This is a genomic window from Sinorhizobium mexicanum, from assembly GCF_013488225.1.
Lineage (GTDB): Bacteria > Pseudomonadota > Alphaproteobacteria > Rhizobiales > Rhizobiaceae > Sinorhizobium > Sinorhizobium mexicanum.
Genome location: NZ_CP041238.1, coordinates 4,009,455 through 4,032,551 on the forward strand (window position 1 = coordinate 4,009,455; position 23,097 = coordinate 4,032,551).

The following is a 23,097-nucleotide window of genomic DNA, read 5'->3' on the forward strand; positions in this document are numbered from 1 at the left end:
GGCTCTGTCAACGAACCTCGATGCGCGCCAGAAGACCCATGACGACAGCCGTGGAATGGCGGCCTTGCCGCCTCAATTCGTTGTGGGATTTTGGTATGGGCAGCCGGTGTCTCAGCCGATCCTGGTCGCCTTCAACCGCTCCTCATCGAGGGCGATGCCGAGCCCAGCCGCTTCGCCAAGTTCAAGCCAGCCCCTCGCGTGTCGGAGCGGCTGTGCCATCGGGTAGTCACGGCGCTCCCCGCTCCACTCCGGATTGTCATAAGGGTATTCGAGCCAGGGCGCTTCGCCGACGCCCGCCGTCAGGTGTGCGTTCGCCAGCACGCCGATGCCGTTGGTCCAGGAGTGCGGCGTGAACATCACGCCCGCCTCGCGCGCCTGCCAGGCAAGCCTGCGGCATCCGGTGATGCCGCCGACCAGCGCCACGTCCGGCTGGATCACGTCGAAGGCTCGCTCTTCGATGATGTCGCGGAACTCGTAAAGCTCGCGCGTCATCTCTCCGCCGGCGATACGGACGGGTGTCGCATCGCTCAACCGCCTCATGCCTTTTCGGTCGGAGCGATGGAGCGGCTCTTCCATCCAGTAGACGCCGAGCCGCTCCAGCTCTCTGGCAACCGCCAGCGCATCCTTGAAGGTCCAGGCAAGCGTCGTATCCCAGGGCATGCGCCAGCCCTGATTGCAGTCGACCATGAGTTCCAGCCGGTCGCCGACCCGGGCGCGGATCGCCTCGATCGCCCGGACATCGGCGCGCCAACCGTCGCGACCGCCAGCGGAGGAGGTGAAGCGCACCTTCATCGCCGGAAAGCCTTCCTCCAGATAGCTTTCAGCCTGCGCCGCCATCGCGCCGGCATCACGAAGAACGCCCGATGAGGCATAGAGACGGACGCGGTCCGCCCGCCCGCCAAGCATGCGCCACACGGGCTCGCCCGTGATCTTGCCGGTGAGATCCCAGAGCGCCAGGTCCATTGGCCAGCAGCGGCCATAGTGGAAACTGATATGCGACAGCACTTCGTAGTGCTGCTCGACATGACGCGGGTCTTTGCCGATGAAAAGCTCTTCGTGCCCCTCGAATCCTTTCATCAGGTCGCCGGAGCCGATCCCCTCGCGGCCCTCGGCATCGCGAACGCGGACGATCGTCGCATCGAAATGTTTGCGCGGCCGCCCGTCCCAGCTTGCCTTGAACGGCGGATCGAGCGGCAGACGGTGGTGGGTGATCTCGATGGAAACGATCCTGCTCATGGCGCCGTCCTCCCTCTCCTGCGAAACCCTAATCGAACTGCTGCCAGATGGTCTTGTAGTCGCAATACTTGTCGATTGCATGCACCGAACGGTCGCGGCCGAAGCCGGATTGCTTGAAGCCACCGAAAGGTGTCGCGAAGTTCGACATGTCGTAGCTATTGATCCAGACCGTGCCCGCATGGATCGCCTCGGAGAAGCGATGCGCCCGGTCCATGTCGCGGGTAAAGACCGCGCCCGCCAACCCGTAGATGGTGTCGTTGGCGATCCTCAACGCCTCCTCTTCCGTATCGAAGGGAATGGCGGCGAGCACCGGCCCGAAGATTTCCTGGCGCGCGAGCGTCATGTCGTTGGTCACATCGACGAATACGCCGGGCGCAACATAATAGCCGCCGGTTTCGCCCATCACCCGTTCGGCGCCGAAGGCACGGCGACCGCCTTCCTTCTCGCCGGCGCCGATGATAGAAAGCACCTTGTTCATGTGCTCCTCCTCGATCAGCGCCCCGATCTGCGCCGAAGGATCGAGCGAATGGCCGAGCGTGATCTCACGCCTTGTCACCGCCTCGATCTTTTCGATCAGCGTCTCCTGCACCGAGCGTTGGACGATCAGACGCGTCGAAGCGTGGCAGGTTTCGCCGGAATTGTAGAAACAGCCCCAAGCGACGGCGGTTGCTGCCGCATCGAGATCGGCATCCTCGAAAACGACGAGCGGCGACTTGCCACCCAGTTCCAGCGCCACCCGCTTGACGTTCGACTGCGCCGCATAGCCCATGATCAGCTTGCCGACCTCGGTCGAGCCGGTGAAGGCGATCATGTCGACATCCATGTGCAGCGCCAGCGGCTTGCCAACCTCCTCGCCGTATCCGGCGACGACGTTAAAGACACCGGCCGGAAGCCCGGCCTCTAGCGCGAGTTCCGCGAGCCGGATCGCCGAGAGCGACGACTGTTCGGCCGGCTTCAACACGACCGAATTGCCGGCGGCGATCGCCGGCCCGAGCTTCCAGGCGTCGATGATCAGCGGATAGTTCCACGGCGTGATCGCGCCGACGACGCCGAGCGGCACCTTCCGCACCAGGGCGCGCGCGTTCGGCCCGGTCGGCGCGATCTCGTCATAGAGCTTGTCGATCGTCTCGCCGTAATACTGGATGCCGTCGGCCGCGAGACGGACATCGACGTTAAGAGACGCCATAATCGGCTTACCGACATCGAGCGTTTCCAGCAGCGCAAGCTCCTCGCCATGCTGCCGGATGAGATCCGCCCATTTCAGCATGATCTTCTTCTTTTCCAGCGGCTCCTTTTTGCGCCAGATGCCGCTCTTGAAGGCGGCGCGGGCAGCGGCGACCGCAATATCGACATCGGCGGCGTCACCACGGGCGAGCCTGGCGCCCGGCCTTCCATCCATCGGGCGGATGCGTGTGAAGGTCTCGCCAGATGCGGAGGCTCTATGCGCGCCATCGATGAAATGCCGACCCTCGGGCGTCAGTTCGGCAAGCAGGCTTTCCCAATAGGCGCGCGTATATTCCTTCGTCATCTCATTGCCCTTTCGCGAGCGCCATCATCCTCGCCGCAAAACGGTCGATATCGGCATCCGTCACGTCGCGGATCGTCGACCGGCGCATCGGCTGGTTTTCCGGAGCCTTCATCTCGCGGGCGAGATCGGCCGCCGAGAACGCGTCGAATGCATTCGGTAGAGCGCGCACGAGGCCGCAGCGGTCCATCAGGTCGGAGACGAAGGCAGGAAGTTTCGCGGCCTTATCGACGCCGCAAGCTCCTGCCGCACGGTCGAGATCGACTGTAGCCGCCTCGACGAGCCAGCCGATGGTCGCCTCGAAACCAAGTGCCGTCGCGAGCGCGTGATGCACTGGCGCAAGTCCGGCTAGAGCATGGCTGATGTTATGCGCGATCGCCGTGCCGCAATTGTCGATGGCGATCCCGGCATAACAGGAGCCGAGCAGCAGCTTGCCGCGCGCCTCCAGATTGCCGGGCTCCTGCACCGCCGTTTCCAGCGCGCCGATGATCAGCCGCAACGCCTCGTGGGCATAGAATTGGGCGCCGCTGTGCGTGTTGCGATTGGTCGCCGCTTCGAAAGCGTGGACGAACGCATCGAGCCCGCACCAAGCGGTGAGGTTGGCGGGCAGTGTTGCAGTCAGCGACGGATCGAGCAGCACCAGATCGGCCTTGGTCTCCGCCCCCCAGATCCAGAGCTTCTTGCCTTCCGGCCCCGAGAAGATGTTGGTGGCGGAGGTCTCCGATCCGGTGCCGGCTGTCGTCGGCACCAGGATCTTCTTCAAGGGGTTTTTCGGCAACGGGTTGGCGGCGAGCGCGTAGTGCATCGGATCCCGGCCGGAGGCGGCGCAACAGGCTACGATCTTGGCAATATCGAGCGCCGAACCGCCGCCTATGCCGATCACGAGATCGCAGCCCGTCGCCATTTCAAGCGCCGCACGCAGGTGGGCAAGCTTCGGCTCCCCGGTAAATGCCGAGAAGATGCGGGTGCGGATTCCCTCCTGCTCAAGGGCTTTCGTGACACTTCCGCTCAAACCGGACTGCACGAGAAAGACATCGATAACGATGATCGCGCGCTGCGCGCCAAACGTCCTTGCGGCGCGGCCAAGGGTCTGATGAATATTCTCTCCGAAACGAATTTCCGGAATGAAGGACATGGAGAACTGCAAAGGTCGTGCTCCCGGCTGGCCTGCGTCGCGTCTTTACCCTGCAACACGATCTGATATTTTCAAATCCGGTGAATTTTCGGCCTTTTTGATAACCTGAAGTCATGGAAAACCGTCTGCTCGATCGCATTCCGCTGGAGGCCTTCCGCGTCTTCGATGCCGCGAGCCGGCACATGAACTTTTCTCGCGCCGGTCGCGAGCTGAACATCACCCAGGCGGCCGTCAGCAGGCGCATCAAGACGCTCGAGGATCATCTGGGCAGCCCGCTCTTCAGCCGTCGCGGCAAGAACCTGGAGTTGACCCCGCAAGGCGAGCGGCTTTTCCAGCGGGTACGCGCCTCGCTCGACTATCTCGAGGAAAGCCTCGAACCGTTCCGCGGCGCCTCCGGCCAGACGATCTCGATCGCTGCCAGCGGCTCGGTCTCCCATCTCTGGCTCGGCACGCGGCTGCGTGAATTCGGCAAGGAGAACCCGGGCATTTCCATTCGTCTCTTGACGACGGACAGCCCATCCGAGCTTGCCTCGGAAAACAACGACCTCGTCATCCTCTATTCCACCGGAGACCACCCACGCTGGTCGCTGAGCCTGTTGATGGCCGAGGAACTCGCGCCGGTCGCCTCGCCCGACTATCTCGCCGCCAGGGGCCTCGACGCCGCCGAGCTGCCGCCCGAGACCATCGCAACGCTCGACCTCATCGACTACGATCGCTTCAACGCCCATTGGATCTCGTTCCAGAAATGGTTCGAGCGGATCGAGCCCTCCCGGCACGGCACAAAGCCGCGCCCGAAATACACCTTTTCCACCTATGTGATGGCGATCGATGCAGCGCTGCGCGGCGACGGCGTGGCGCTCGGCAGCCTTGGACTGGTGCGTGAACACCTCAGGGATGGCCGCCTGGCGATGCTCGGCCAACGCAGCCTTGCCTCCGGTTACGGCTATTATCTCGGGTTGCCGCGCAACCGGCCATCGACGGACGAAGTCCTTCGCCTCCATGCAGCGCTGAGCAGGCTAGCATGAACGGCGTACTGCTCCACGACAGCGGATCTCAGCGGCGCGGCCTTCTGGCTCTGTGTTCCGCGATCTTCGTAGCGCGCGAGACACTTTGCGTCGCTGGCGCACTTTTCGAGACGGGGCGCTGACGCCCGATGGAGAAGACGCAGAAAGGCCGTTCCGGCATCGCCTTTTTCTTCCTCGCCCTGGCGCTCGTTTTCACGGCGATCCTCGCGACCGTTCTTCTTGCCAACGAGCAGCGCAACCTGAAACAGCTGCTCACGGCCGCCGGGCTGCCAGCGACATTCCTGGAGGGGGCGAAGAAGGAGGCGAAGCAAGCCGAGCCAGTACACGGGGTCAATAAGAAACCGGAGCCGCCCCGGATCTTGTTGCCGGCCAAGACTTTCGAAAACCTGCACACGCCCGAGCAGCAGTTCCTGCGCGAGATCCGCAGCGACCCGCGCGCGCTTTGCGAAGGCTTGCGCGACGCCGGCTTTCGTGAACTTGAGTGGAAATCCGCCGAGAGCGGCCGGTGGGAATGCTCGTCGCTCATCCCGCTTGCCCGGCCCGGGGAAGACAACCCCTCGTCCATCTTCATTTTCGTCAAAGGCAGCGGCGAAGACGAAATCACCTCGTTCCGCGTAAAGCTCAACATCGAACGGCCCGAAGACACGCAAGCCGTCACGAGCGCCGCCGCCAAGGCCGCCTCGGTCTTCCTGACGCAGGTGCGCTGGGCGGATAGCGAAAGCATCGCCCTGCGGATCCAGGCGCTTAAGGAATTCGACCTCAAGCGATTCGGCAGCCGGATCCAGTTCAAGCAGGAATCGGGCGACGTTCCCCGCTACAATTTCCTCGCCAACCAGGCGGGGCGATCGCGGCCGAAGAGTATCGCCGAGCTCTTTTTCGATCGCGGCAAGTGGCTCACTCCCGGTGACGGCTCGACTGTCTCCTTCGTGCGCGGTCCGGCAGCCTGGAACGCGCCAAACGCCGTGCCTGAGAAAAGCAGCGCCCCTCCATCAACGAATAAGCAATCCGTCCGCTGAACCAGAGACGCTCAGCGATCGATGCGGGTCGAGAGAATGATCGAGGACAGCGTCTTTTCGACCCCGTCGATTTCGCCGATGCGATCGATCAACAGGTCGAGCTCGCTGATCGAGGCCGCCGCCACGACCGCGATGAGATCGAAACTGCCGCTGACCGAATGGAGCGTCCGGATCTCCCGGATCGCACCGAGCTCGGGCGTAACGCGGCTCAGCGCCCGTGGCGCGATGGTGATCAGCACATGCGCCTTCACCAGGCCCTTCTCGTAGCTTTCCGAAAGCCGCACGCCGTAGCCGGCAATGACGCCCTCGCGCTCCAGCCGTTCGATCCGGGCCTGCACCGTCGTGCGCGAAAGGCCGAGCCGGCGCGCGATCGTCGCCGTCGGCATCCGCGCATTCTCGCTCAGGATGGCGAGGAGCTCACGATCCTTGTCGGTCACCTGCATATCGTCGGTCCATTTTGGCGAATTGCCGAATATAGACCGGCGATTTAGCCGCATCGACGCTTCAAATCAACAGGCGATCGCGAGAGAATAGAATACGAAGCAGCTCATACCCTGGGGAAAAGAATGAAAGACATCGTCGTCATCGGCGCCGGCAAGATCGGCTCCACCATCGCACGCATGCTGGCGCATACCGGCGATTATCGCGTCTGTGTTGCCGACCGCAGCGCCGAGCAACTGCAGCAGGTCGAAAAGCACGAGGCCATTTCGACCGCGACCATCGACATCTCCGACAAGAAGGCCCTCGTCGGTCTGCTCAGCGGCAAGTTCGCCGTGCTGAGCGCCGCACCGTTCCACCTGACGGTCGCCATTGCCGAAGCGGCCGCCGAGGCGGAGATCCACTATCTCGACCTGACCGAGGACGTCGAATCGACACGCCACGTCAAGGCGATCGCGGCAGAAGCGAAGACCGCCTTCATTCCGCAGTGCGGCCTTGCGCCGGGCTTCATCTCGATCGTCGCCAACGATCTGGCGAAGCGCTTCGATACGCTGGAAAGCGTCCGCATGCGCGTCGGCGCCCTGCCGCAATATCCGTCCAACGCCCTCAACTATAACCTGACCTGGAGCACGGACGGCGTCATCAACGAATATATCGAGCCTTGCGAGGCGATCGTCGAAGGTTCGCTGATCGAAGTCCCGGCGATGGAAGAGCGTGAGGAATTCTCGCTCGACGGCGTCACCTACGAAGCCTTCAACACCTCCGGCGGCCTCGGCACGCTTTGCGAGTCTTTAAAGGGCAAGGTCCGCACGCTGAACTACAAGACAATCCGCTATCCTGGTCACGCCGCCATCTTCAAGGCGCTCCTGAACGATCTTGGCCTGCGCCATCGCCGCGAGGTGCTGAAGGATATTCTGGAGAATGCCCTGCCGACCACCACGCAGGACGTCGTCGTCATCTTCGTCACCGTCTCCGGCTTCCGCGAAGGCCGCCTGGTTCAGGAAACCTACGCCAACAAGGTCTACAGCGGTGTCGTCGCCGGACGCATGCAGAGCGGTATCCAGATCACCACGGCCGGCAGCATCTGCGCCGTCCTCGATATGCTCGCCGACGGCAAGATCGCGACGAAGGGCTTCGTTCGCCAGGAAGACATCGCGCTCGACACCTTCCTCGCCAACCGCTTCGGCCATTACTACGCGCAGAAGCACGAGACGGAGCGTGCGGCGAGCTGACGTAAGCGCGGCTCTAGCCTGCTTCAGGATGAAGCGACAAATGCCCGGACCGTGTCCGGGCATTTTTCTTTTGATGCGGTCTCCCGAGTAACCCTCTGGCCTGCGGCATTTCCCACAAGACGGAGAGTGCGTGAGGCACGCCCTGCTCATCATCGGGCCGCTTCATACGAGCAAACCTTCCGTTGGAGTGACAACCTAGCCGCGACTCGATCTCCACCCTTGTGGGGGAGATGGCCGGCAGGCCAGAGGGGATGAGCCCTTCTTGTAGGCAATTCCTCGGGAGACACTGCTGCAACCGACCTACAGCGCCGCGCATCTTATCGGCCGCGTAAAGGACGCTGTAGCATCTTGAATTGCTGCACGTTCTTGTCCTTAGATCGGCTACGATTTAAGGAAACCTGCAGCAGGAAGCCAAAGACCACCAGGATCCTATCGCGCCCGACGAGACACTCGGTGCGATGGTTCAGCGAAAGCCGTTCTGACTGAATCGTTGCGCGCACCGCCGCGCATATGTCCAAGCCGGTTGGCACCCCTCTGCCCTACCGGGGCATCTCCCCCACAAGGGTGGAGATCGGTAAGGCGCGGCTCCCTGCTCCCTCTCTTCGACAATGTTTAGCCTTGCTGCAGGTAGAAATGGCGCGAAGCAATGCCTTCCCACCTGGCCGATGTCCGCGAAATCGCAGCGTCGCTACCGAGATTGTTTTCGCGGACATCGCCGCGCGGCACAGCGGTGACTTTCGGACATGAAAAACCCCGCTCGAGGCGGGGTTCGATAGGCATCATCCCTTATCGGGATGTCCCTTTCAGGCCGGGATGACGATCTCCCCGAGCTTCGTCAGTTCGGCGATGAATTGCTCGAGACGAGTCTTCTTCTCGTCGGCCGCACCCTCCAGTTCGGCGCGAACGGCGTCGATGCGGTTTTCCAGCACCGTACGGTCGAGTTCGTCGACGTGGACGGCGGACTCGGCAAGCAGCGTGCAACCGGTCGGCAGAATATCAGCGAAACCGCCGAAGACCGCAAAACGCTCGGTCTTGCCGTCAGCCGTCTTCACGGTAACCACGCCCGGCTTGACGGTCGTCATCGTCGGTGCGTGATAGGCCATCACGGTCATCTCGCCCTCGGTTGCCGGAATGACGACTTCCGTCACCTTTTCCGAAAGCAGCAGGCGCTCGGGGGAAACAAGCTCAAAATTGAAACTGTCGGCCATGACCATTCACTTCTGGTGCGCGCGCCGCCCGTTGGCAGCGGCTGTGGCATGTTCTCCGCCGCTCGTCGCGGCAGAATGAAAACCGTGGCGTGAAATATTCCCGCCACGGTTCACGATGCTGATTAAGCGGCTTCGGCAGCCAGCTTCTTGGCCTTCTCGATCGCTTCGTCGATGGAGCCGACCATGTAGAAGGCAGCTTCCGGCAGGTGGTCGTATTCGCCGTTGACGAGGCCCTTGAAGCCCTTGATCGTGTCTTCGAGCGCAACCAGCTTGCCCGGCGAACCGGTGAAGACTTCGGCAACGAAGAACGGCTGCGACAGGAAGCGCTCGATCTTGCGGGCGCGGGCAACCGCCAGCTTGTCCTCTTCGGACAGCTCGTCCATGCCGAGGATGGCGATGATGTCCTGAAGCGCCTTGTAGCGCTGCAGGGTCGACTGCACCTTGCGCGACACTTCGTAGTGCTCTTCGCCGACGATCATCGGGTCGAGCATGCGCGAGGTCGAGTCAAGCGGGTCGACGGCCGGGTAGATGCCCTTTTCCGCGATCGAGCGCGACAGAACGGTGGTTGCATCGAGGTGGGCGAACGAGGTTGCCGGCGCCGGGTCGGTCAAGTCGTCGGCCGGAACGTAGATGGCCTGAACCGAGGTGATCGAACCCTTGGTCGTCGTGGTGATGCGTTCCTGCATCGCGCCCATGTCGGTCGCGAGCGTCGGCTGATAGCCCACGGCCGAAGGAATACGGCCGAGCAGAGCCGACACTTCCGAACCCGCCTGGGTGAAGCGGAAGATGTTGTCGACGAAGAAGAGAACGTCCTGGCCTTCGTCACGGAACTGTTCGGCGACCGTCAGGCCGGTGAGCGCCACGCGAGCGCGTGCGCCCGGCGGTTCGTTCATCTGACCGTAAACGAGAGCGGCCTTGGAACCTTCACCGCCGCCGTGCTTGTTCACGCCCGATTCGATCATTTCGTGATAGAGGTCGTTGCCTTCGCGGGTGCGTTCGCCGACGCCTGCGAAGACCGAGTAACCACCATGCGCCTTGGCGACGTTGTTGATCAGTTCCATGATCAGAACTGTCTTGCCGACGCCTGCACCGCCGAAGAGGCCGATCTTGCCGCCCTTCGCATAGGGAGCGAGCAGGTCGACGACCTTGATGCCGGTGACGAGGATCTGTGCTTCCGTCGACTGCTCGACATAGGCCGGCGCATCCTGGTGGATCGCGCGGCGTGCGGAGGTCTTCAGCGGACCGGCTTCATCGACCGGCTCGCCGATAACGTTCATGATGCGGCCGAGGGTTTCCTTGCCGACCGGAACCGAGATAGGGCCGCCCGTGTCGGTGACCGACTGGCCGCGAACCACACCTTCGGTCGAGTCCATGGCGATCGTGCGGACCGAGTTTTCGCCGAGATGCTGCGCGACTTCGAGAACGAGGCGGTTGCCCTTGTTGTCGGTTTCCAGCGCGTTCAGGATCTGCGGGAGTTGACCTTCCTCGAAAGCGACGTCGACAACGGCGCCGATAACCTGCGTGACGCGACCGACAGCGCCGGTAGCCGTAACGACTGTCTTGGCGGAAGCTGCCTTACGCGGTGCAGCGGGCTTCTTCGCCGCTGCGGTTTCTTTCGGGGTAGCTGCCTTAGCCATAATTCTTACCCTCTTTCGTAACCTTAGAGCGCTTCCGCGCCAGAGATGATTTCAATGAGTTCCTTGGTGATCTGCGCCTGCCGCTGACGGTTGTAGTTGAGCGTCAGCTTGTTGATCATCTCACCGGCGTTGCGCGTCGCATTGTCCATGGCGCTCATCTTGGCACCCATTTCGCCGGCAACGTTCTCGAGCAGAGCCCGGAAGATTTGCACCGAGATATTGCGCGGGATGAGATCGGTCAGGATGGCGGCTGCGTCCGGCTCGTACTCGTAGATCGCCGAAGCGTCCGAGCTCGCGGCGGAAACATCGCCAGCCGAGGCCGGGATGAGCTGCTGCGCGGTCGGAACCTGCGAAATGACAGACTTGAACTCGGAGTAGAACAGCGTGCAGACATCGAACTCGCCCTTCTCGAAGAGCGCGATGACCTTGTGCCCGATCTGATCGGCGTTTTCGAAACCGATCTTCTTGACTTCACGCAGGTCGATGCGGTCGATGATCAGCGACGCGAATTCACGCCGCAGGATATCGAAACCCTTCTTGCCGACGCAGATGATCTTCACGGTCTTGCCGGCAGCGAGCAGCTTGCGCACATGATCGCGGGCAAAGCGCGCGATCTGTGAGTTGAAGCCGCCGCAGAGGCCGCGTTCCGCCGTACAGACGATCAGGAGGTGCGTGTCGTCCCTGCCGGTTCCCGTCATCAGCTGCGGTACGCTTTCGTCCGCGCCGACCGCCTGGGCGATGTTGGCGAGAACGGCAGCCATGCGCTGCGAGTAAGGCCGGGCGGCCTCGGCCGCCTCCTGCGCACGCCGAAGCTTCGCCGCGGCGACCATCTTCATCGCCTTGGTGATCTTCTGCGTCGCCTTGACGGAGGCGATCCGGTTTTTCAGATCCTTAAGTGAAGGCATCCGTTGTCCGTCCTAAATGAAACCCGCTCAGGCGAAAGACTTGGCGAAGGTGTCGATTGCAGCCTTCAGCTTGCCCTTGGTGTCGTCGGAAATCGCCTTTTCCGTGCGGATCGTTTCCAGCACGTCCTTGCCTTCCGAGCGCAGGTAGGAGAGCAGGCCCTGCTCGAACTTGCCGACCTGGTTGACCGGCAGCTTGTCGAGGTAGCCGTTGACGCCTGCGAAGATCACCGCGACCTGCTCTTCCGTCTTCAGCGGCGAGAACTGCGGCTGCTTCAGGAGTTCGGTCAGGCGGGCACCGCGGTTCAGGAGGCGCTGCGTTGCGGCATCGAGGTCCGAGCCGAACTGTGCGAAGGCCGCCATTTCGCGGTACTGCGCGAGTTCGCCCTTGATCGAGCCTGCGACCTGCTTCATCGCCTTGATCTGCGCCGAGGAGCCGACGCGCGAAACCGACAGACCGACGTTAACGGCCGGACGGATGCCCTGGTAGAACAGGTCGGTTTCAAGGAAGATCTGGCCGTCGGTGATCGAAATCACGTTCGTCGGAATGAACGCAGACACGTCGTTGCCCTGCGTTTCGATGACCGGCAGAGCCGTCAGCGAGCCGGCGCCCTTGTCGTCGTTGAGCTTTGCAGCACGTTCCAGCAGGCGGGAATGCAGGTAGAAAACGTCGCCCGGATAGGCTTCGCGGCCCGGCGGACGGCGCAGGAGCAGCGACATCTGACGGTATGCGACGGCCTGCTTGGAAAGGTCGTCGTAGCCGATCAGCGCGTGCTTGCCGTTGTCGCGGAAGTATTCGCCCATCGCGCAGCCGGCGAACGGAGCAAGATACTGCATCGGAGCCGGATCGGAAGCGGTAGCAGCAACAATGATCGAGTACTGCAGGGCGCCGCGCTCTTCGAGAACCTTCACAAACTGAGCGACGGTCGAGCGCTTCTGGCCGATGGCGACGTAGACGCAGTAGAGCTTGTCCTGTTCCGGGCCGTTGTCGTGGATCGGCTTCTGGTTCAGGAAGGTGTCGAGAATGATCGCGGTCTTGCCGGTCTGGCGGTCGCCGATGACGAGCTCGCGCTGGCCGCGGCCGACCGGGATGAGGGCGTCGATCGCCTTGAGGCCGGTCGACATCGGCTCATGAACCGACTTGCGCGGGATGATGCCGGGAGCCTTGACGTCGACGCGGGCGCGCTGCTTGGCATTGATCGGGCCTTTGCCGTCGATCGGGTTGCCGAGCGCGTCGACGACGCGGCCGAGCAGTTCCGGACCAACCGGGACGTCCACAATGGCGCCAGTCCGCTTGACGGTGTCGCCTTCCTTGATGTCACGGTCGGAACCGAAAATAACCACACCGACGTTGTCGGCTTCGAGGTTCAGCGCCATGCCGCGAATTCCACCCGGGAATTCGACCATCTCGCCTGCCTGTACGTTGTCCAGGCCGTAGACGCGGGCGATACCGTCACCGACGGAAAGCACCTGGCCAACTTCGGAGACTTCTGCTTCCTGGCCGAAATTTTTGATCTGATCTTTGAGAATTGCGGAAATTTCCGCGGCGCGGATATCCATCAGCCGACCTCTTTCAGTGCAAGCTTAAGGGTAGAGAGTTTGGTGCGAAGGGAGGTGTCAATCTGGCGGGACCCGACCTTGACGATCAGACCTCCAAGAATAGACGGGTCGACAGTGACGTTGACCGCCACGTCTTTGCCGGTGACGCCCTTGAGCGTCGCCTTCAATTCAGTTTCCTGCGCCGGGGTCAGCGCATGGGCCGACGTGACGTCGGCGGAAATTTCGCCGCGATGGCGCGCGGCAATCAGGCGGAACGCCTGGATGATGCCCGGCAGCGCGAAGAGACGGCGGTTGCGGGCAACGACCTTGAGGAAGTTGCCGACCAGGCCGGAGATTCCAGCTTTTTCTGCGACCGCGGAAATGGCCTTGAACTGATCCTCGGCGGAAAACACCGGGCTTCCGATCAGGCGCTTCAGATCATCACTACCGTCGATCAGCGACTGGACGCGGTTAAGATCGGTACCGACCGCATCGAGCGAACCGGCCTCAAGAGCGAGCTCGAAGAGCGAGGACGCGTATCTTTCTGCAACACCGGAAATAAGCTGGGATGTGTCTGCCACGGGCACACGCTTCTCTCTAAATCATCCAAGAACGTCAGCTGCGGCGAACCGTTGACTTAACATCTTGAATTTGCTGCAATAACTCGCAGGATATCGAGGCCCTTCGACCCACTTCCCCCGCAATTCGCGGTTCGTCTAGCATAGGATGTTTGGACTCGCAACACGCCAACGGCAGGAATGCGGCATAAGTCGACCCACATCGGCCGAATTTTGCCGTAAATCCCCGAATGAAACGCTGAATCGTGTTTGCGCTCGTCAGATTAGCCCGAAAACGTAAGCAAGCGGGAGGATCGCAAGCACCGCCTGAATAGCAAGGGCGATCCAATTGAAAAGGGTCCCCCCATTGTCGCTCATCATCGACAGGATGCGGCCGAAGGCCGCGAGCGCAAAGGCGGCGCCGACGGCGAGATAGACCATCGGCTGGGCGAGCAGGATGGCGCCGAGACCGAGACCGACATGCATGCCGCCCATGGTGGAGCGGGCTTCGGCAAGCCCGCCGCGGCGCCCTTCGGCGACGCCGATGCCAGCCGCGCGAAAGGCAAGACGCGGTGCAAAGAGCATGACAAGGCCGATGAGCGCTGCGACCGCCGCCGCGCAAAATGCCAGGAACTCCCCGGTTTCCGTCGGAATGTAGAACTCCATGCCGTCCCCGCTGATGGAATCATTTCGTTGGCGTCGCGCTCGGGCGATTCCTCGCAGACGCGGCACCGGGGTGGTCTAGCGCATGTCGGCGCCGATGTGAATCCGCTCCGTCGCGTTCGAACCATCGATTAGAGCGGGATGAGGAAAAGCGTGTGCGGTTTTCCGCCCGCATCCCGCTCTAACTTATTAGGATCGATCACGTTTATGATTTTGGGTCGAATCGACCCAAAATCATCGTGATCTAGAGAAAACTCTGCGGATCGATGTCGAGTTGCACGCTGATCGATCCCCTTTCCTTGGGCCCGCCGGCAATCATCGCCTTGACGAAGGCCTGCATGTCGCTGTTGCGCCGCCCATGGACGAGCAGACGGAAGCGGTGGCGCCCGCGGATGAGCGCGAGTGGCGCCTCGGCCGGACCGAGGATCGAGATGCCGTCGACGCGCGGGGCAGCCATGCGCAGACCGCGCGCATGGCTCTCGGCGTCGTTCCGACTCTCGGCGGAGATGATGATCGAGGCCAGCCGGCCGAAGGGCGGCAGTGCGGCGCGTTCCCGCTCGTTGATCTCACGCTCGTAGAAGGCGTCCGAATCGCCCGAGACGATCGCCTGCATCACCGGATGCTGCGGCTGGTAGGTCTGTAGCAGGCCAAGGCTCTTCAGGCCCGTCCGCCCGGCGCGCCCCGTCACCTGCGAGAGCAGCTGAAACGTCCGCTCCGCCGCGCGCGGATCGCCGTTGGCGAGGCCGAGATCGGCGTCGACGATGCCGACCAGCGTCATCATCGGGAAGTTGTGGCCCTTGGCGACGAGCTGGGTGCCGATGACGATGTCCGCCTCGCCGCGTGCGATCGCCTCGAGTTCCAGCCGCAGGCGTTTGACGCCCATCAGGTCGGAGGAGAGCACGATCGTGCGCGCTTCGGGGAAGTGCCGCTCGACCTCCTCGGCGATGCGCTCCACGCCGGGGCCGCAGGCGACCAGGTGGTCGAGCGTGCCGCATTCGGGGCAGGCTTCCGGCGTCCGCTCGGAGTAGCCGCAATGATGGCACTGGATCTGACCGCGGAAGCGGTGCTCGACGAGCCAGCTCGAGCAGTCCGGGCACTGGAAGCGGTGGCCGCAGACGCGGCAGAGCGTCAAGGGCGCGTAGCCGCGTCGATTCAAAAACAACAGCGCCTGTTCGCCACGGCCGATCGCCTTGCCGACCTGGTTGAGGAGCACCGGCGAGAGAAAGCCGCCGCGCTCGGGTGGATGGCGGCGCATGTCGACCACGCCGAGATGCGGAAGCGCCGCATCGCCAAAGCGCGTTGGCAGGTGGATCGGCCGGTAACGGCCCACTTCGCCGTTCACCCGGCTTTCGACGGAGGGCGTTGCCGATACCAAGACGACCGGAAAGCCGCTGATCCTGCCGCGCACGACCGCCATGTCGCGGGCGTTGTAGAAGACGCGGTCCTCCTGCTTGTAGGCGGGATCGTGTTCCTCGTCGACGATGATGAGGCCAAGATCCTCGAAGGGCAGGAACAGCGCTGAACGGGCCCCGGCGACGACGCGCACCTGTCCGGTCGTCACCTGTCGCCACACCTTCTCGCGCGTTCGCGGCGCGAGATCGGAATGCCATTCCGCCGGCTTCGCACCGAAGCGATCCTGGAAACGTTCGAGGAAGCTTGCGGTGAGCGCGATTTCCGGCAGCAGGATCAGCACCTGCTTGCCGGCCCTCAGGGTCGCGGCGATCGCCTCGAAATAGACCTCGGTCTTGCCGGATCCGGTAATGCCGTCAATCAGGGAAACGGAGAACGTTCCCTCTTCCACTGCCGCCAGCAGATCGGCTGCGGCAGCCTTCTGCGCGCCCTCCAGCCGGGGAGCGGCGAAATCCGGATCGGGCGGGGCGACAACGGGCGGCGGCGGCATGAAAACGGTCTCGAATACGCCCTGCGCAGTGAGGCCGTCGACGACGCTCGACGAAACGCCCGCCGCGTGCGCGAGGCCGGAGCGCGTCCAGGAAAAGCCGTCGCTTGCCGCCGCGATGACCCTTTCGCGCGCCGACGTGATCCGCTCCGGCCGCTGATCCGTCAGGCGCAATGCTTCCACCATCGGTTCCGGATCGAAGGCCGTCGGCGCCCGCAACGCCATGCGCGCGACAAGCCCCGGCGGCGTCACCGTATAGGCCGCCACCCAATCGAGAAAGGCCCGCATGTCGCCCGCGAGCGGCGGGCAGTCGAAGACCTTTGCGATCTGCTTCAGTTTCTTCGGATCGACCGTACCATCATCGGCGCCGTCCCAGACGACGCCCACGACCAAGCGCGGGCCTAGCGGCACCTGCACGATCGATCCCGGCTCGACCGCCATGCCATGCGGCACCACATAGGAATAGGCCTTCGGCGCCGGCATCGGCACCAGGACGGGCACGATGCGGCGCTCGGATACGGCCCCGAATAAATCGGTTGAATCAAGAGTCATTTTGCCGTGACCTTGCCACCGCTTTCAGTTAAAGAAAACTGCGCAGCGAACCGCTGCCTTGTGGATAGCAGGGTTTGTCACGGTTCCATCAGAGTTTCAACGCGCGCGGTTTCTGCCCGCGGATTTTCCGCCCGGCAGATATGCGCCCGAACGGCAATCATGCCCCAAGGAGAGACCTCCATGAAATTTTTCGTTGATACCGCCGATGTGAAGGAAATCCGGGAGCTGAACGACCTCGGCCTGCTCGACGGCGTCACCACCAACCCCTCGCTCATCCTGAAATCGGGCCGCGACATCGTCGAAGTCACCAAGGAAATCTGCTCGATCGTCGACGGACCGGTATCCGCCGAAGTGACGGCAACCGAATACAGCGAGATGATGAAGGAGGCGGCCGCGCTTTCGAAGATCGCGGACAACATCTGCATCAAGGTGCCGCTGACGCTTGACGGTCTCAAGGCCTGCAAGGCGCTCACCTCGGACGGTCACCAGACGAATGTGACGCTTTGCTTCTCGGCCAACCAGGCCCTGCTTGCCGCCAAGGCCGGCGCGACCTTCGTCTCGCCCTTTATCGGCCGCCTCGACGACATCGCCTTCGACGGCATGGATCTCATTCGTGAAATCCGCCACATCTTCGACAACTACGGCTACGAGACGGAAATCCTCGCCGCCTCGATTCGCACGGTCAACCACGTCAAGGAAGCCGCCCTTATCGGCGCCGACGTCGTTACGGCGCCGCCGGCAACGCTGAAGGCGCTCGTCAAGCACCCGCTGACGGACAAGGGCCTGGAAATGTTCCTGGCCGACTGGGCAAAGACCGGCCAGAAGATCGGCTGATCGGTCGCATTCCAGCGCGCAGAATTTGAAAGGCCTCGCAGCGATGCGGGGCCTTCTTGCATTCGGGTCGCGGTGCGGGTGATCTGCCCCTCACCCTACAGCGCCGCGCGTCTTATCAGACGCGCAAAGGTCGCTGTAGCACTTTGAATTGCTGCATGTCTTTGTCCTTAAGCCGAGGTCGATTTAAGGAGACATGCAGTAGCCCTCTCCGCGCCTGCGGGGAGAGGGGACTGGGAGGGCGTCGCGAGTCTCCTTCGCGCCGCTTGCGGGGAGAAGGTGGCTGGCAGGCCGGATGAGGGGCGGACATGGAGAAAGCATGCCGTTCAGGTCTGCTCAGATCTGCCTGACCGACGGGTCGAACACGGCATCGCTGTCGGCCGCGAGTTCGAAGACCGTGTGTCTTTCCAGCGCGCGCGTGATGTCTGCCGGATCGCCGTCCAGCGCTTCTGGCGCAATCAGATTGCCGACGCGAAAATCGAAGAGGTCGCCCTTCTTGTTCAGAAGTTCATGGAACACCGTCATGTCGCGCAGTTCCGTGGACCATTTGGCAAACCAGTAGAAGAGACCGGAATTGCGCGCGCTCATGTGTACCGGCAGGATCGGCAGGCCATATTTGCGCGCGAAACCGACGGCGGAACTCTTCCATGGACGCTCGTTAAGGCACCCGTCGGCCCAATAGGCGATGCGGCCCGAAGGGAAAAGCACGGTTGCCTTGCCTTCTTCGATGGCGCGATTGGTGACCTGCAGCGTTTCGCGAGCCTTGAGCTTGCTCTTGTATTCGTCGCGCCATTCGACCGGAATGACCATCTCTACGAAGCGCGGATTGACCCTGATCGCGTCGCGATTGGCGAAGAACATCATGTCCGGTCGGCGGGACTTCAAAAGATCGAAGACCGCTATGCCATCGGCAATGCCGGTCGGATGATTGCTGACAAGGAGAAAGCCGCCCCTTGCCGGAATCCGCTCTGCCTTGTCGACGCGAATGTCGAGCGAAAGCAGCGAGCTCAGGTGCTCGAACGCCTGAAAGCCCGGCATGTTGGCGACGGCATCGGCGAATTCGATCGCCTTGCGATAGTTGAGCAGGGTGTAGAGAAAGGGCCGCATGGCCGGCCACAACGGGTGGCGAACGATCTTCCGGCCGCGTTCCGCGATCAGGGTATCGACGATATGGCCGGGCTGTCCCTGAGAAACCAGCGCAATGGCCTCAGCAAAGTGCGCGAATCCGCCCCCCATGTCCCTTCTCGCCATAGTCCCATCCGCGTTTGCTGACCGACCATCGCAGTTCAATATGATCGAACAATGACAAATTCCAAGGGTGCGACAGCAAAAAGAAGTGCGTTAGCAAAAACATAAGGCGCCCGGCGACATTGTGTACGGCACACGAAATCGCCGGAGCGACGATGAACGAGATTCTTGCAATTGGTCACCCCGAAGTCATGGCGGAACGCCAGCGCTGGCTGGCGACCCTCACCCAGGAACGGCGTCTGTCCGCAAAGACGGTCGAGGCCTACGAGCGCGATACGCGGCAATTCCTGACCTTCCTGACCGGCCATCTCGCGGGGCCGCCGCGCCTGGCGGATATCCGCAGTTTGCGCCCGGCCGACCTGCGCGGCTTCCTGGCGCAACGGCGCAAACACGGCGCGGGCGCGCGTACGCTCGGACGCGGGTTGGCGGGCCTCCGCTCCTTCCTGCGGTACCTGGAGAAAAATGGTCTCGCCAACGCCGCGGGCGCCCAGGCCGTGCGCTCGCCGAAGCAGCCGAAATCGCTGCCGAAACCGTTGACTGACGGCGAGGCGCTGAAGGTTGTCACCGCGGACGCGCAGCTTGCGGAAGAGCCGTGGATCGCCGCCCGCAACGCCGCCGTCCTGACGCTTCTCTACGGCTGCGGTCTGCGCATATCGGAAGCGCTCGGACTGACACCCAACGATTTTGCCGGCAACAGGTCATCGTTGCGCGTCAACGGCAAAGGCGGCAAGACACGAATCGTCCCGCTCATTGCCGCCGCGACCGAAGCCGTCGCCACCTACAGCCGGATTTGCCCCTACCATCTCGCCGCCGATGCAGCGCTGTTCCGCGGCGCCCGCGGCGCCACGCTCCAGCCGGCGATCATCCAGCGCGAGATGCAGAAACTGCGCGCCGCCCTCGGCCTTCCCGATTCGGCAACGCCGCACGCCCTGCGTCATTCCTTCGCCACGCATCTTCTCGCCGGCGGTGGTGACCTTCGCACCATCCAGGAACTGCTCGGCCATGCCAGCCTCTCGACAACGCAGGTCTACACAGGCGTCGATTCGGCTCGCCTGCTGGAAATCTACGATCGCGCTCATCCCCGCGCCTGAATTCGGCCCGCGCCTGAAATTCGGCCCGCCTGAAATTTGGCAAAGTACCGGATTAACCAAGTGCGTTAAGGAACCCGTGACCATCGCGGCGTAGGGTTCGAGGGAGCATTCCAGGAAAGTAGAATTGTGCAGAATCGGTGCCCGATGACGACGTTTCCGATCTCAAGACCCGTTCGCAATCTCACTCACGCGCTTGCAGGCCGCGTCCTGTGGCTGATCGCGTCGCTGCATCTTCTGGCGCTCGCGAGCCTCATAGCCGCACTGCTTTCGATCTCGGATGCACGCGCTGCCGAAGAATCCGCCTGCGGCGGCAGCAACATCCTGGCAGGACTGGAACAATCGGATCCGACGCGCCTCGCCGCGCTGCGCCGGGAAGCCGACGCGGTACCGAACGGAAAGGGCCTCCTCTGGAAAATCGAAGCCCAAGGATCTGCACCTTCGTGGCTGCTCGGCACCATGCACGTCACCGATCCGCGCGTGCTGGCGATGCCGGAAGGTGCAGTCGACGCCTTTGCCCGGGCGGCCATCGTCATCGTCGAATCGGACGAGATCATCGACGACAGGAAGGCGGCGGCGGCGATCATGATGCACCCGGACCTCACCATGTTTGCCGGCGACAAGACGATCAACGACTTTCTCCAGCCGGAGGATCGCACGCGCCTCGAAAGCGGTCTCAAGGAACGGGGCATTCCGCTGCCGCTCGTCGCCAAGATGAAGCCGTGGATGATTGCAAGTTTCGTCGCGCTTCCGGCCTGCGAGATGTCACGCAAGGCTGCCGGCGCGTCCTTTCTCGACAAGAAGCTGGCGGAGGACGCACTGAGGGAGGGGAAGACGCTAAAGGGCCTTGAGACGCTGGTCGAGCAGCTTTCGGCAATGGACTCGCTCCCCGTCGAGCTTCACCTGCAGGCGCTGATCGAAACATTGGCGCTCGGCAAGACGGTCGACGATGTCATGACGACGACGACTGATCTCTATCTTTCCGGCGACACCGGAATGATCATGCCCATGATGAAATCCGTTTCCGTGCAGACGGCGGCAAAGGACTTCGGTTTTGCCGATTTCGAGCAGCGAATCATCATCGACCGCAACAAAATCATGGCGACGCGTGCCGAGCCGATCCTGAAGGGCGGCAATGCCTTCATGGCCGTTGGCGCCCTGCACCTTTCCGGCGCGGAGGGCCTGGTCGAGCTCCTGCGTCAACGCGGCTTTACCGTCACGCCGGCAAACTAGCCGGGCTGAGGTCAGTGAGCGCGGATTCGCCCGCTCGTTAGCTAGCGCATCGGCCCGAAAATCGGAATCGATTTTCGGGCCGATGCGTAGATTCAAAGACTTACAGCGTCCTTGGTGCGTCCTGAAGGACGCACGGCGCCGTAGAATCGATCAACGCCGCTCGTTCAGCTCGGCCAACAGTGCCGGCACGATGGTCTTGTGGAACGGCGTGACAACCGCGAGGTAGATGCGGCCGAGAAAATTCCGGCGACGCACGAGGGTCGTGACGCCGACGACGCGGCTGTCGGCGGGACCGTCACGAACGTCCACGACGATGCGAAAATCCAGATGCCGGTCATCGAAGCCGAGAACGGCCTTGCGTTCGTCATCAAGCAAAACCGGAAGGAACCCGATCAGACCACGATCCGCGTCAGGCGCATCGGTCTTCAGTCCGAAAGCCGAGACGATGCGGTTTCGAAGGACAAGAAGGGCTCGGACCCAGGCCGGCAATTGACCAAGCATCCGCTGGGCCGCTTCACCCGCCGTCAGCCGCTCATTCAGAATGAGCAGCTCGTAGCGGTCCGCCCAATCGGCTTCGGGCAGTATCGCGTTCGGAAGGGGTGCCGCAGCGCTTCGCGGTCTCATGAACGATCCTCATATCGGTTCATTCATGTTCGCGCGGTGCGGCAGCGCATGGCAGGGGGCCGCATGTCGCAGCCCCCCGGCCAATTGTCACATGTGGATCGGCTTGGCGAAGGTGGCGAGAGCCGCCTCCTTGACTGCCTCCGACATGGTCGGATGGGCATGGCAGGTACGTCCGAGGTCTTCCGACGAGCCGCCGAATTCCATCAGCACGGCGATCTCGTGGATCATTTCGCCGGCGCCGAAGCCGACGATATGGCCGCCGAGCACGCGGTCGGTTTCCTTGTCGGCCAAGATCTTGACGAAACCATCCGTCTGAAGCATCGCGCGTGCGCGGCCATTGGCGGTGAAGGGGAACTTGCCGACCTTGTAGGCGACGCCCGCAGCCTTGAGTTCTTCCTCGGTCTTGCCGACCGACGCCACTTCCGGCTGGGTGTAGACGACGCTCGGAATGACGTCGTAGTTCACGTGACCGGCCTGTCCGGCGATGATCTCCGCCACCGCAACGCCCTCGTCCTCGGCCTTGTGGGCAAGCATCGGACCGCGCACCACGTCGCCGATCGCATAGACACCGGTCAAGCTCGTCTGGAAGTGGCGGTCGATCTCAATCCGGCCACGGGAGTCGAGCACGACACCCGCCTTGGCAAGGCCCATATTCTCGGTGCACGGCTTGCGCCCGGTGGCGACCAGCACGACATCGGCGTCGATCGTGGTCGACTCGCCGCCCTTGACCGGCTCGAAGGTGACCCTCGCGCCACTGCCCGGCTTCGAGACGCCGGTCACCTTGGCGCCGAGCTTAATGTCGATGCCCTGCTTCGTCAGCATGCGGTGCAGCTGCTTGGCGACCTCGCCGTCCATGCCGCCGAGGATCGTGTCAAGGAACTCGACGACCGTCACCTTGGCGCCCAGGCGCGCCCAGACCGAGCCGAGTTCCAGTCCGATGACACCGCCGCCCACGACGACCATGCTGGCCGGTACCTTCTCCAGTTCGAGGCCGCCGGTCGAAGAGATGATGACCTTCTCGTCGAACGCGACTTCGACGCCGGGAATGCCGGCGACGTCGGAACCGGTGGCGATCACGACATTCTTCGCCTCGAGGACCTGCTCCTCACCCTTGTCGTTCGTGACCGAAACCTTGCCCTGGCCGAGAACCTTGCCCGTGCCCTGGAAACCATCGATCTTGTTCTTCTTGAAGAGGAAGGCAACGCCGTCGACATTCGCCTTAACGGTCGCGTCCTTGTGGGCCATCATCTTTGCGAGATTGAGCTTGGGGCTTGCGACCTCCACGCCCAGCGCATCGAGACTGTGCTGTGCGTGATGGAACATTTCGGAAGCGTGCAGCAAGGCCTTGGAGGGGATGCAGCCGACATTGAGGCAGGTGCCGCCATAGGTGCTGCGCTTTTCGACCACGGCAACCTTCATGCCCAGTTGCGCCGCCTTGATGGCGCAGACATAGCCGCCGGGGCCGCTTCCGATAACGATGAGATCATAAGCCATTTGATAGTCCTTGTTTC

At 62.7% G+C, this 23,097-nt stretch carries 20 protein-coding genes; 6 read left to right on the forward strand and 14 right to left on the reverse strand.

All coding sequences use genetic code 11. From position 1 onward, the window contains the following. Window positions 1–111 precede the first annotated feature (111 nt). Genes FKV68_RS18830 through FKV68_RS18840 form a run of 3 tightly spaced genes read right to left on the reverse strand, consistent with a single transcriptional unit; the run spans window position 112 to window position 3,908 of the window. Entirely contained in the window at window positions 112–1,236 is a 1,125-nt protein-coding gene (locus tag FKV68_RS18830; RefSeq protein ID WP_180939285.1) for a mandelate racemase/muconate lactonizing enzyme family protein, read from the reverse strand. Window positions 1,237–1,264: 28 nt separating this feature from the next. Continuing rightward, complete coding sequence (locus FKV68_RS18835) at window positions 1,265–2,764, reverse strand: aldehyde dehydrogenase (protein WP_180939286.1); 1,500 nt, start codon at window positions 2,762–2,764, stop codon at window positions 1,265–1,267. 1 nt (window position 2,765) lies between these two features. Next, window positions 2,766–3,908 carry an iron-containing alcohol dehydrogenase gene (locus FKV68_RS18840; RefSeq protein WP_180939287.1) on the reverse strand — a complete coding sequence of 381 codons (1,143 nt, stop codon included), beginning with the start codon at window positions 3,906–3,908 and terminating at the stop codon, window positions 2,766–2,768. A 101-nt stretch (window positions 3,909–4,009) separates the two neighbouring features. On the opposite strand from FKV68_RS18840, the gene FKV68_RS18845 reads away from it, so the two are divergent. Both FKV68_RS18845 and FKV68_RS18850 read left to right on the forward strand, forming a co-directional pair. Continuing rightward, window positions 4,010–4,921 (forward strand): LysR substrate-binding domain-containing protein, encoded by a 912-nt coding sequence (locus FKV68_RS18845; RefSeq protein ID WP_245181950.1) that lies wholly within the window; start codon window positions 4,010–4,012, stop codon window positions 4,919–4,921. 128 nt (window positions 4,922–5,049) lie between these two features. Then, window positions 5,050–5,937 carry a DUF6030 family protein gene (locus FKV68_RS18850; protein WP_180939288.1) on the forward strand — a complete coding sequence of 296 codons (888 nt, stop codon included), beginning with the start codon at window positions 5,050–5,052 and terminating at the stop codon, window positions 5,935–5,937. An 11-nt stretch (window positions 5,938–5,948) separates the two neighbouring features. On the opposite strand, the gene FKV68_RS18855 is transcribed toward FKV68_RS18850, so the two are convergent. After that, window positions 5,949–6,380, reverse strand: coding sequence for an Lrp/AsnC family transcriptional regulator (locus FKV68_RS18855; RefSeq protein WP_180939289.1), 432 nt, complete (start codon window positions 6,378–6,380; stop codon window positions 5,949–5,951). A 123-nt stretch (window positions 6,381–6,503) separates the two neighbouring features. Here FKV68_RS18855 and FKV68_RS18860 point away from each other — a divergent pair, with 123 nt between their 5' ends. Then, window positions 6,504–7,607, forward strand: coding sequence for a saccharopine dehydrogenase family protein (locus FKV68_RS18860; RefSeq protein WP_180939290.1), 1,104 nt, complete (start codon window positions 6,504–6,506; stop codon window positions 7,605–7,607). An 803-nt stretch (window positions 7,608–8,410) separates the two neighbouring features. Here FKV68_RS18860 and FKV68_RS18865 read toward each other — a convergent pair. From FKV68_RS18865 to FKV68_RS18895, 7 genes are all read right to left on the reverse strand, one after another. Next, window positions 8,411–8,815 (reverse strand): F0F1 ATP synthase subunit epsilon, encoded by a 405-nt coding sequence (locus tag FKV68_RS18865; protein ID WP_180939291.1) that lies wholly within the window; start codon window positions 8,813–8,815, stop codon window positions 8,411–8,413. Between the two features lie 122 nt (window positions 8,816–8,937). After that, window positions 8,938–10,452 carry a F0F1 ATP synthase subunit beta gene (gene atpD, locus FKV68_RS18870; protein ID WP_180939292.1) on the reverse strand — a complete coding sequence of 505 codons (1,515 nt, stop codon included), beginning with the start codon at window positions 10,450–10,452 and terminating at the stop codon, window positions 8,938–8,940. A 23-nt stretch (window positions 10,453–10,475) separates the two neighbouring features. Further along, window positions 10,476–11,357, reverse strand: coding sequence for a F0F1 ATP synthase subunit gamma (locus FKV68_RS18875; RefSeq protein ID WP_180939293.1), 882 nt, complete (start codon window positions 11,355–11,357; stop codon window positions 10,476–10,478). Window positions 11,358–11,384: 27 nt separating this feature from the next. After that, entirely contained in the window at window positions 11,385–12,914 is a 1,530-nt protein-coding gene (gene atpA, locus FKV68_RS18880) for a F0F1 ATP synthase subunit alpha (protein WP_180939294.1), read from the reverse strand. Continuing rightward, complete coding sequence (locus FKV68_RS18885) at window positions 12,914–13,480, reverse strand: F0F1 ATP synthase subunit delta (RefSeq protein WP_180939295.1); 567 nt, start codon at window positions 13,478–13,480, stop codon at window positions 12,914–12,916. The genes atpA and FKV68_RS18885 overlap by 1 nt, the downstream gene beginning before the upstream one ends. A 249-nt stretch (window positions 13,481–13,729) precedes the next feature. Continuing rightward, window positions 13,730–14,116, reverse strand: a complete 387-nt coding sequence (locus FKV68_RS18890; RefSeq protein ID WP_180939296.1) for an AGROH133_08824 family phage infection protein — start codon at window positions 14,114–14,116, stop codon at window positions 13,730–13,732. 241 nt (window positions 14,117–14,357) lie between these two features. Then, window positions 14,358–16,562, reverse strand: a complete 2,205-nt coding sequence (locus FKV68_RS18895; RefSeq protein WP_180939297.1) for a primosomal protein N' — start codon at window positions 16,560–16,562, stop codon at window positions 14,358–14,360. A gap of 180 nt (window positions 16,563–16,742) precedes the next feature. Between FKV68_RS18895 and fsa the strand changes: the two genes are divergently transcribed. Then, window positions 16,743–17,396: a fructose-6-phosphate aldolase gene (gene fsa / locus FKV68_RS18900; RefSeq protein WP_180939298.1), complete on the forward strand. Its 654-nt coding sequence runs from the start codon at window positions 16,743–16,745 to the stop codon at window positions 17,394–17,396. Between the two features lie 333 nt (window positions 17,397–17,729). On the opposite strand, the gene FKV68_RS18905 is transcribed toward fsa, so the two are convergent. Continuing rightward, window positions 17,730–18,644, reverse strand: coding sequence for a GNAT family N-acetyltransferase (locus FKV68_RS18905; protein WP_180939299.1), 915 nt, complete (start codon window positions 18,642–18,644; stop codon window positions 17,730–17,732). A 152-nt stretch (window positions 18,645–18,796) separates the two neighbouring features. On the opposite strand from FKV68_RS18905, the gene FKV68_RS18910 reads away from it, so the two are divergent. After that, a complete protein-coding gene (locus FKV68_RS18910) occupies window positions 18,797–19,732 on the forward strand; it encodes a tyrosine recombinase XerC (protein WP_180939300.1) in 936 nt (311 codons plus the stop codon). 144 nt (window positions 19,733–19,876) lie between these two features. After that, window positions 19,877–20,962, forward strand: a complete 1,086-nt coding sequence (locus tag FKV68_RS18915; protein ID WP_180939301.1) for a TraB/GumN family protein — start codon at window positions 19,877–19,879, stop codon at window positions 20,960–20,962. 150 nt (window positions 20,963–21,112) lie between these two features. Here FKV68_RS18915 and FKV68_RS18920 read toward each other — a convergent pair whose 3' ends face one another. Both FKV68_RS18920 and lpdA read right to left on the reverse strand, forming a co-directional pair. Next, window positions 21,113–21,586 carry a DUF2867 domain-containing protein gene (locus FKV68_RS18920; RefSeq protein WP_180939302.1) on the reverse strand — a complete coding sequence of 158 codons (474 nt, stop codon included), beginning with the start codon at window positions 21,584–21,586 and terminating at the stop codon, window positions 21,113–21,115. Window positions 21,587–21,673: 87 nt separating this feature from the next. Next, window positions 21,674–23,080, reverse strand: coding sequence for a dihydrolipoyl dehydrogenase (gene lpdA / locus FKV68_RS18925; protein WP_180939303.1), 1,407 nt, complete (start codon window positions 23,078–23,080; stop codon window positions 21,674–21,676). Window positions 23,081–23,097: the final 17 nt, after the last annotated feature.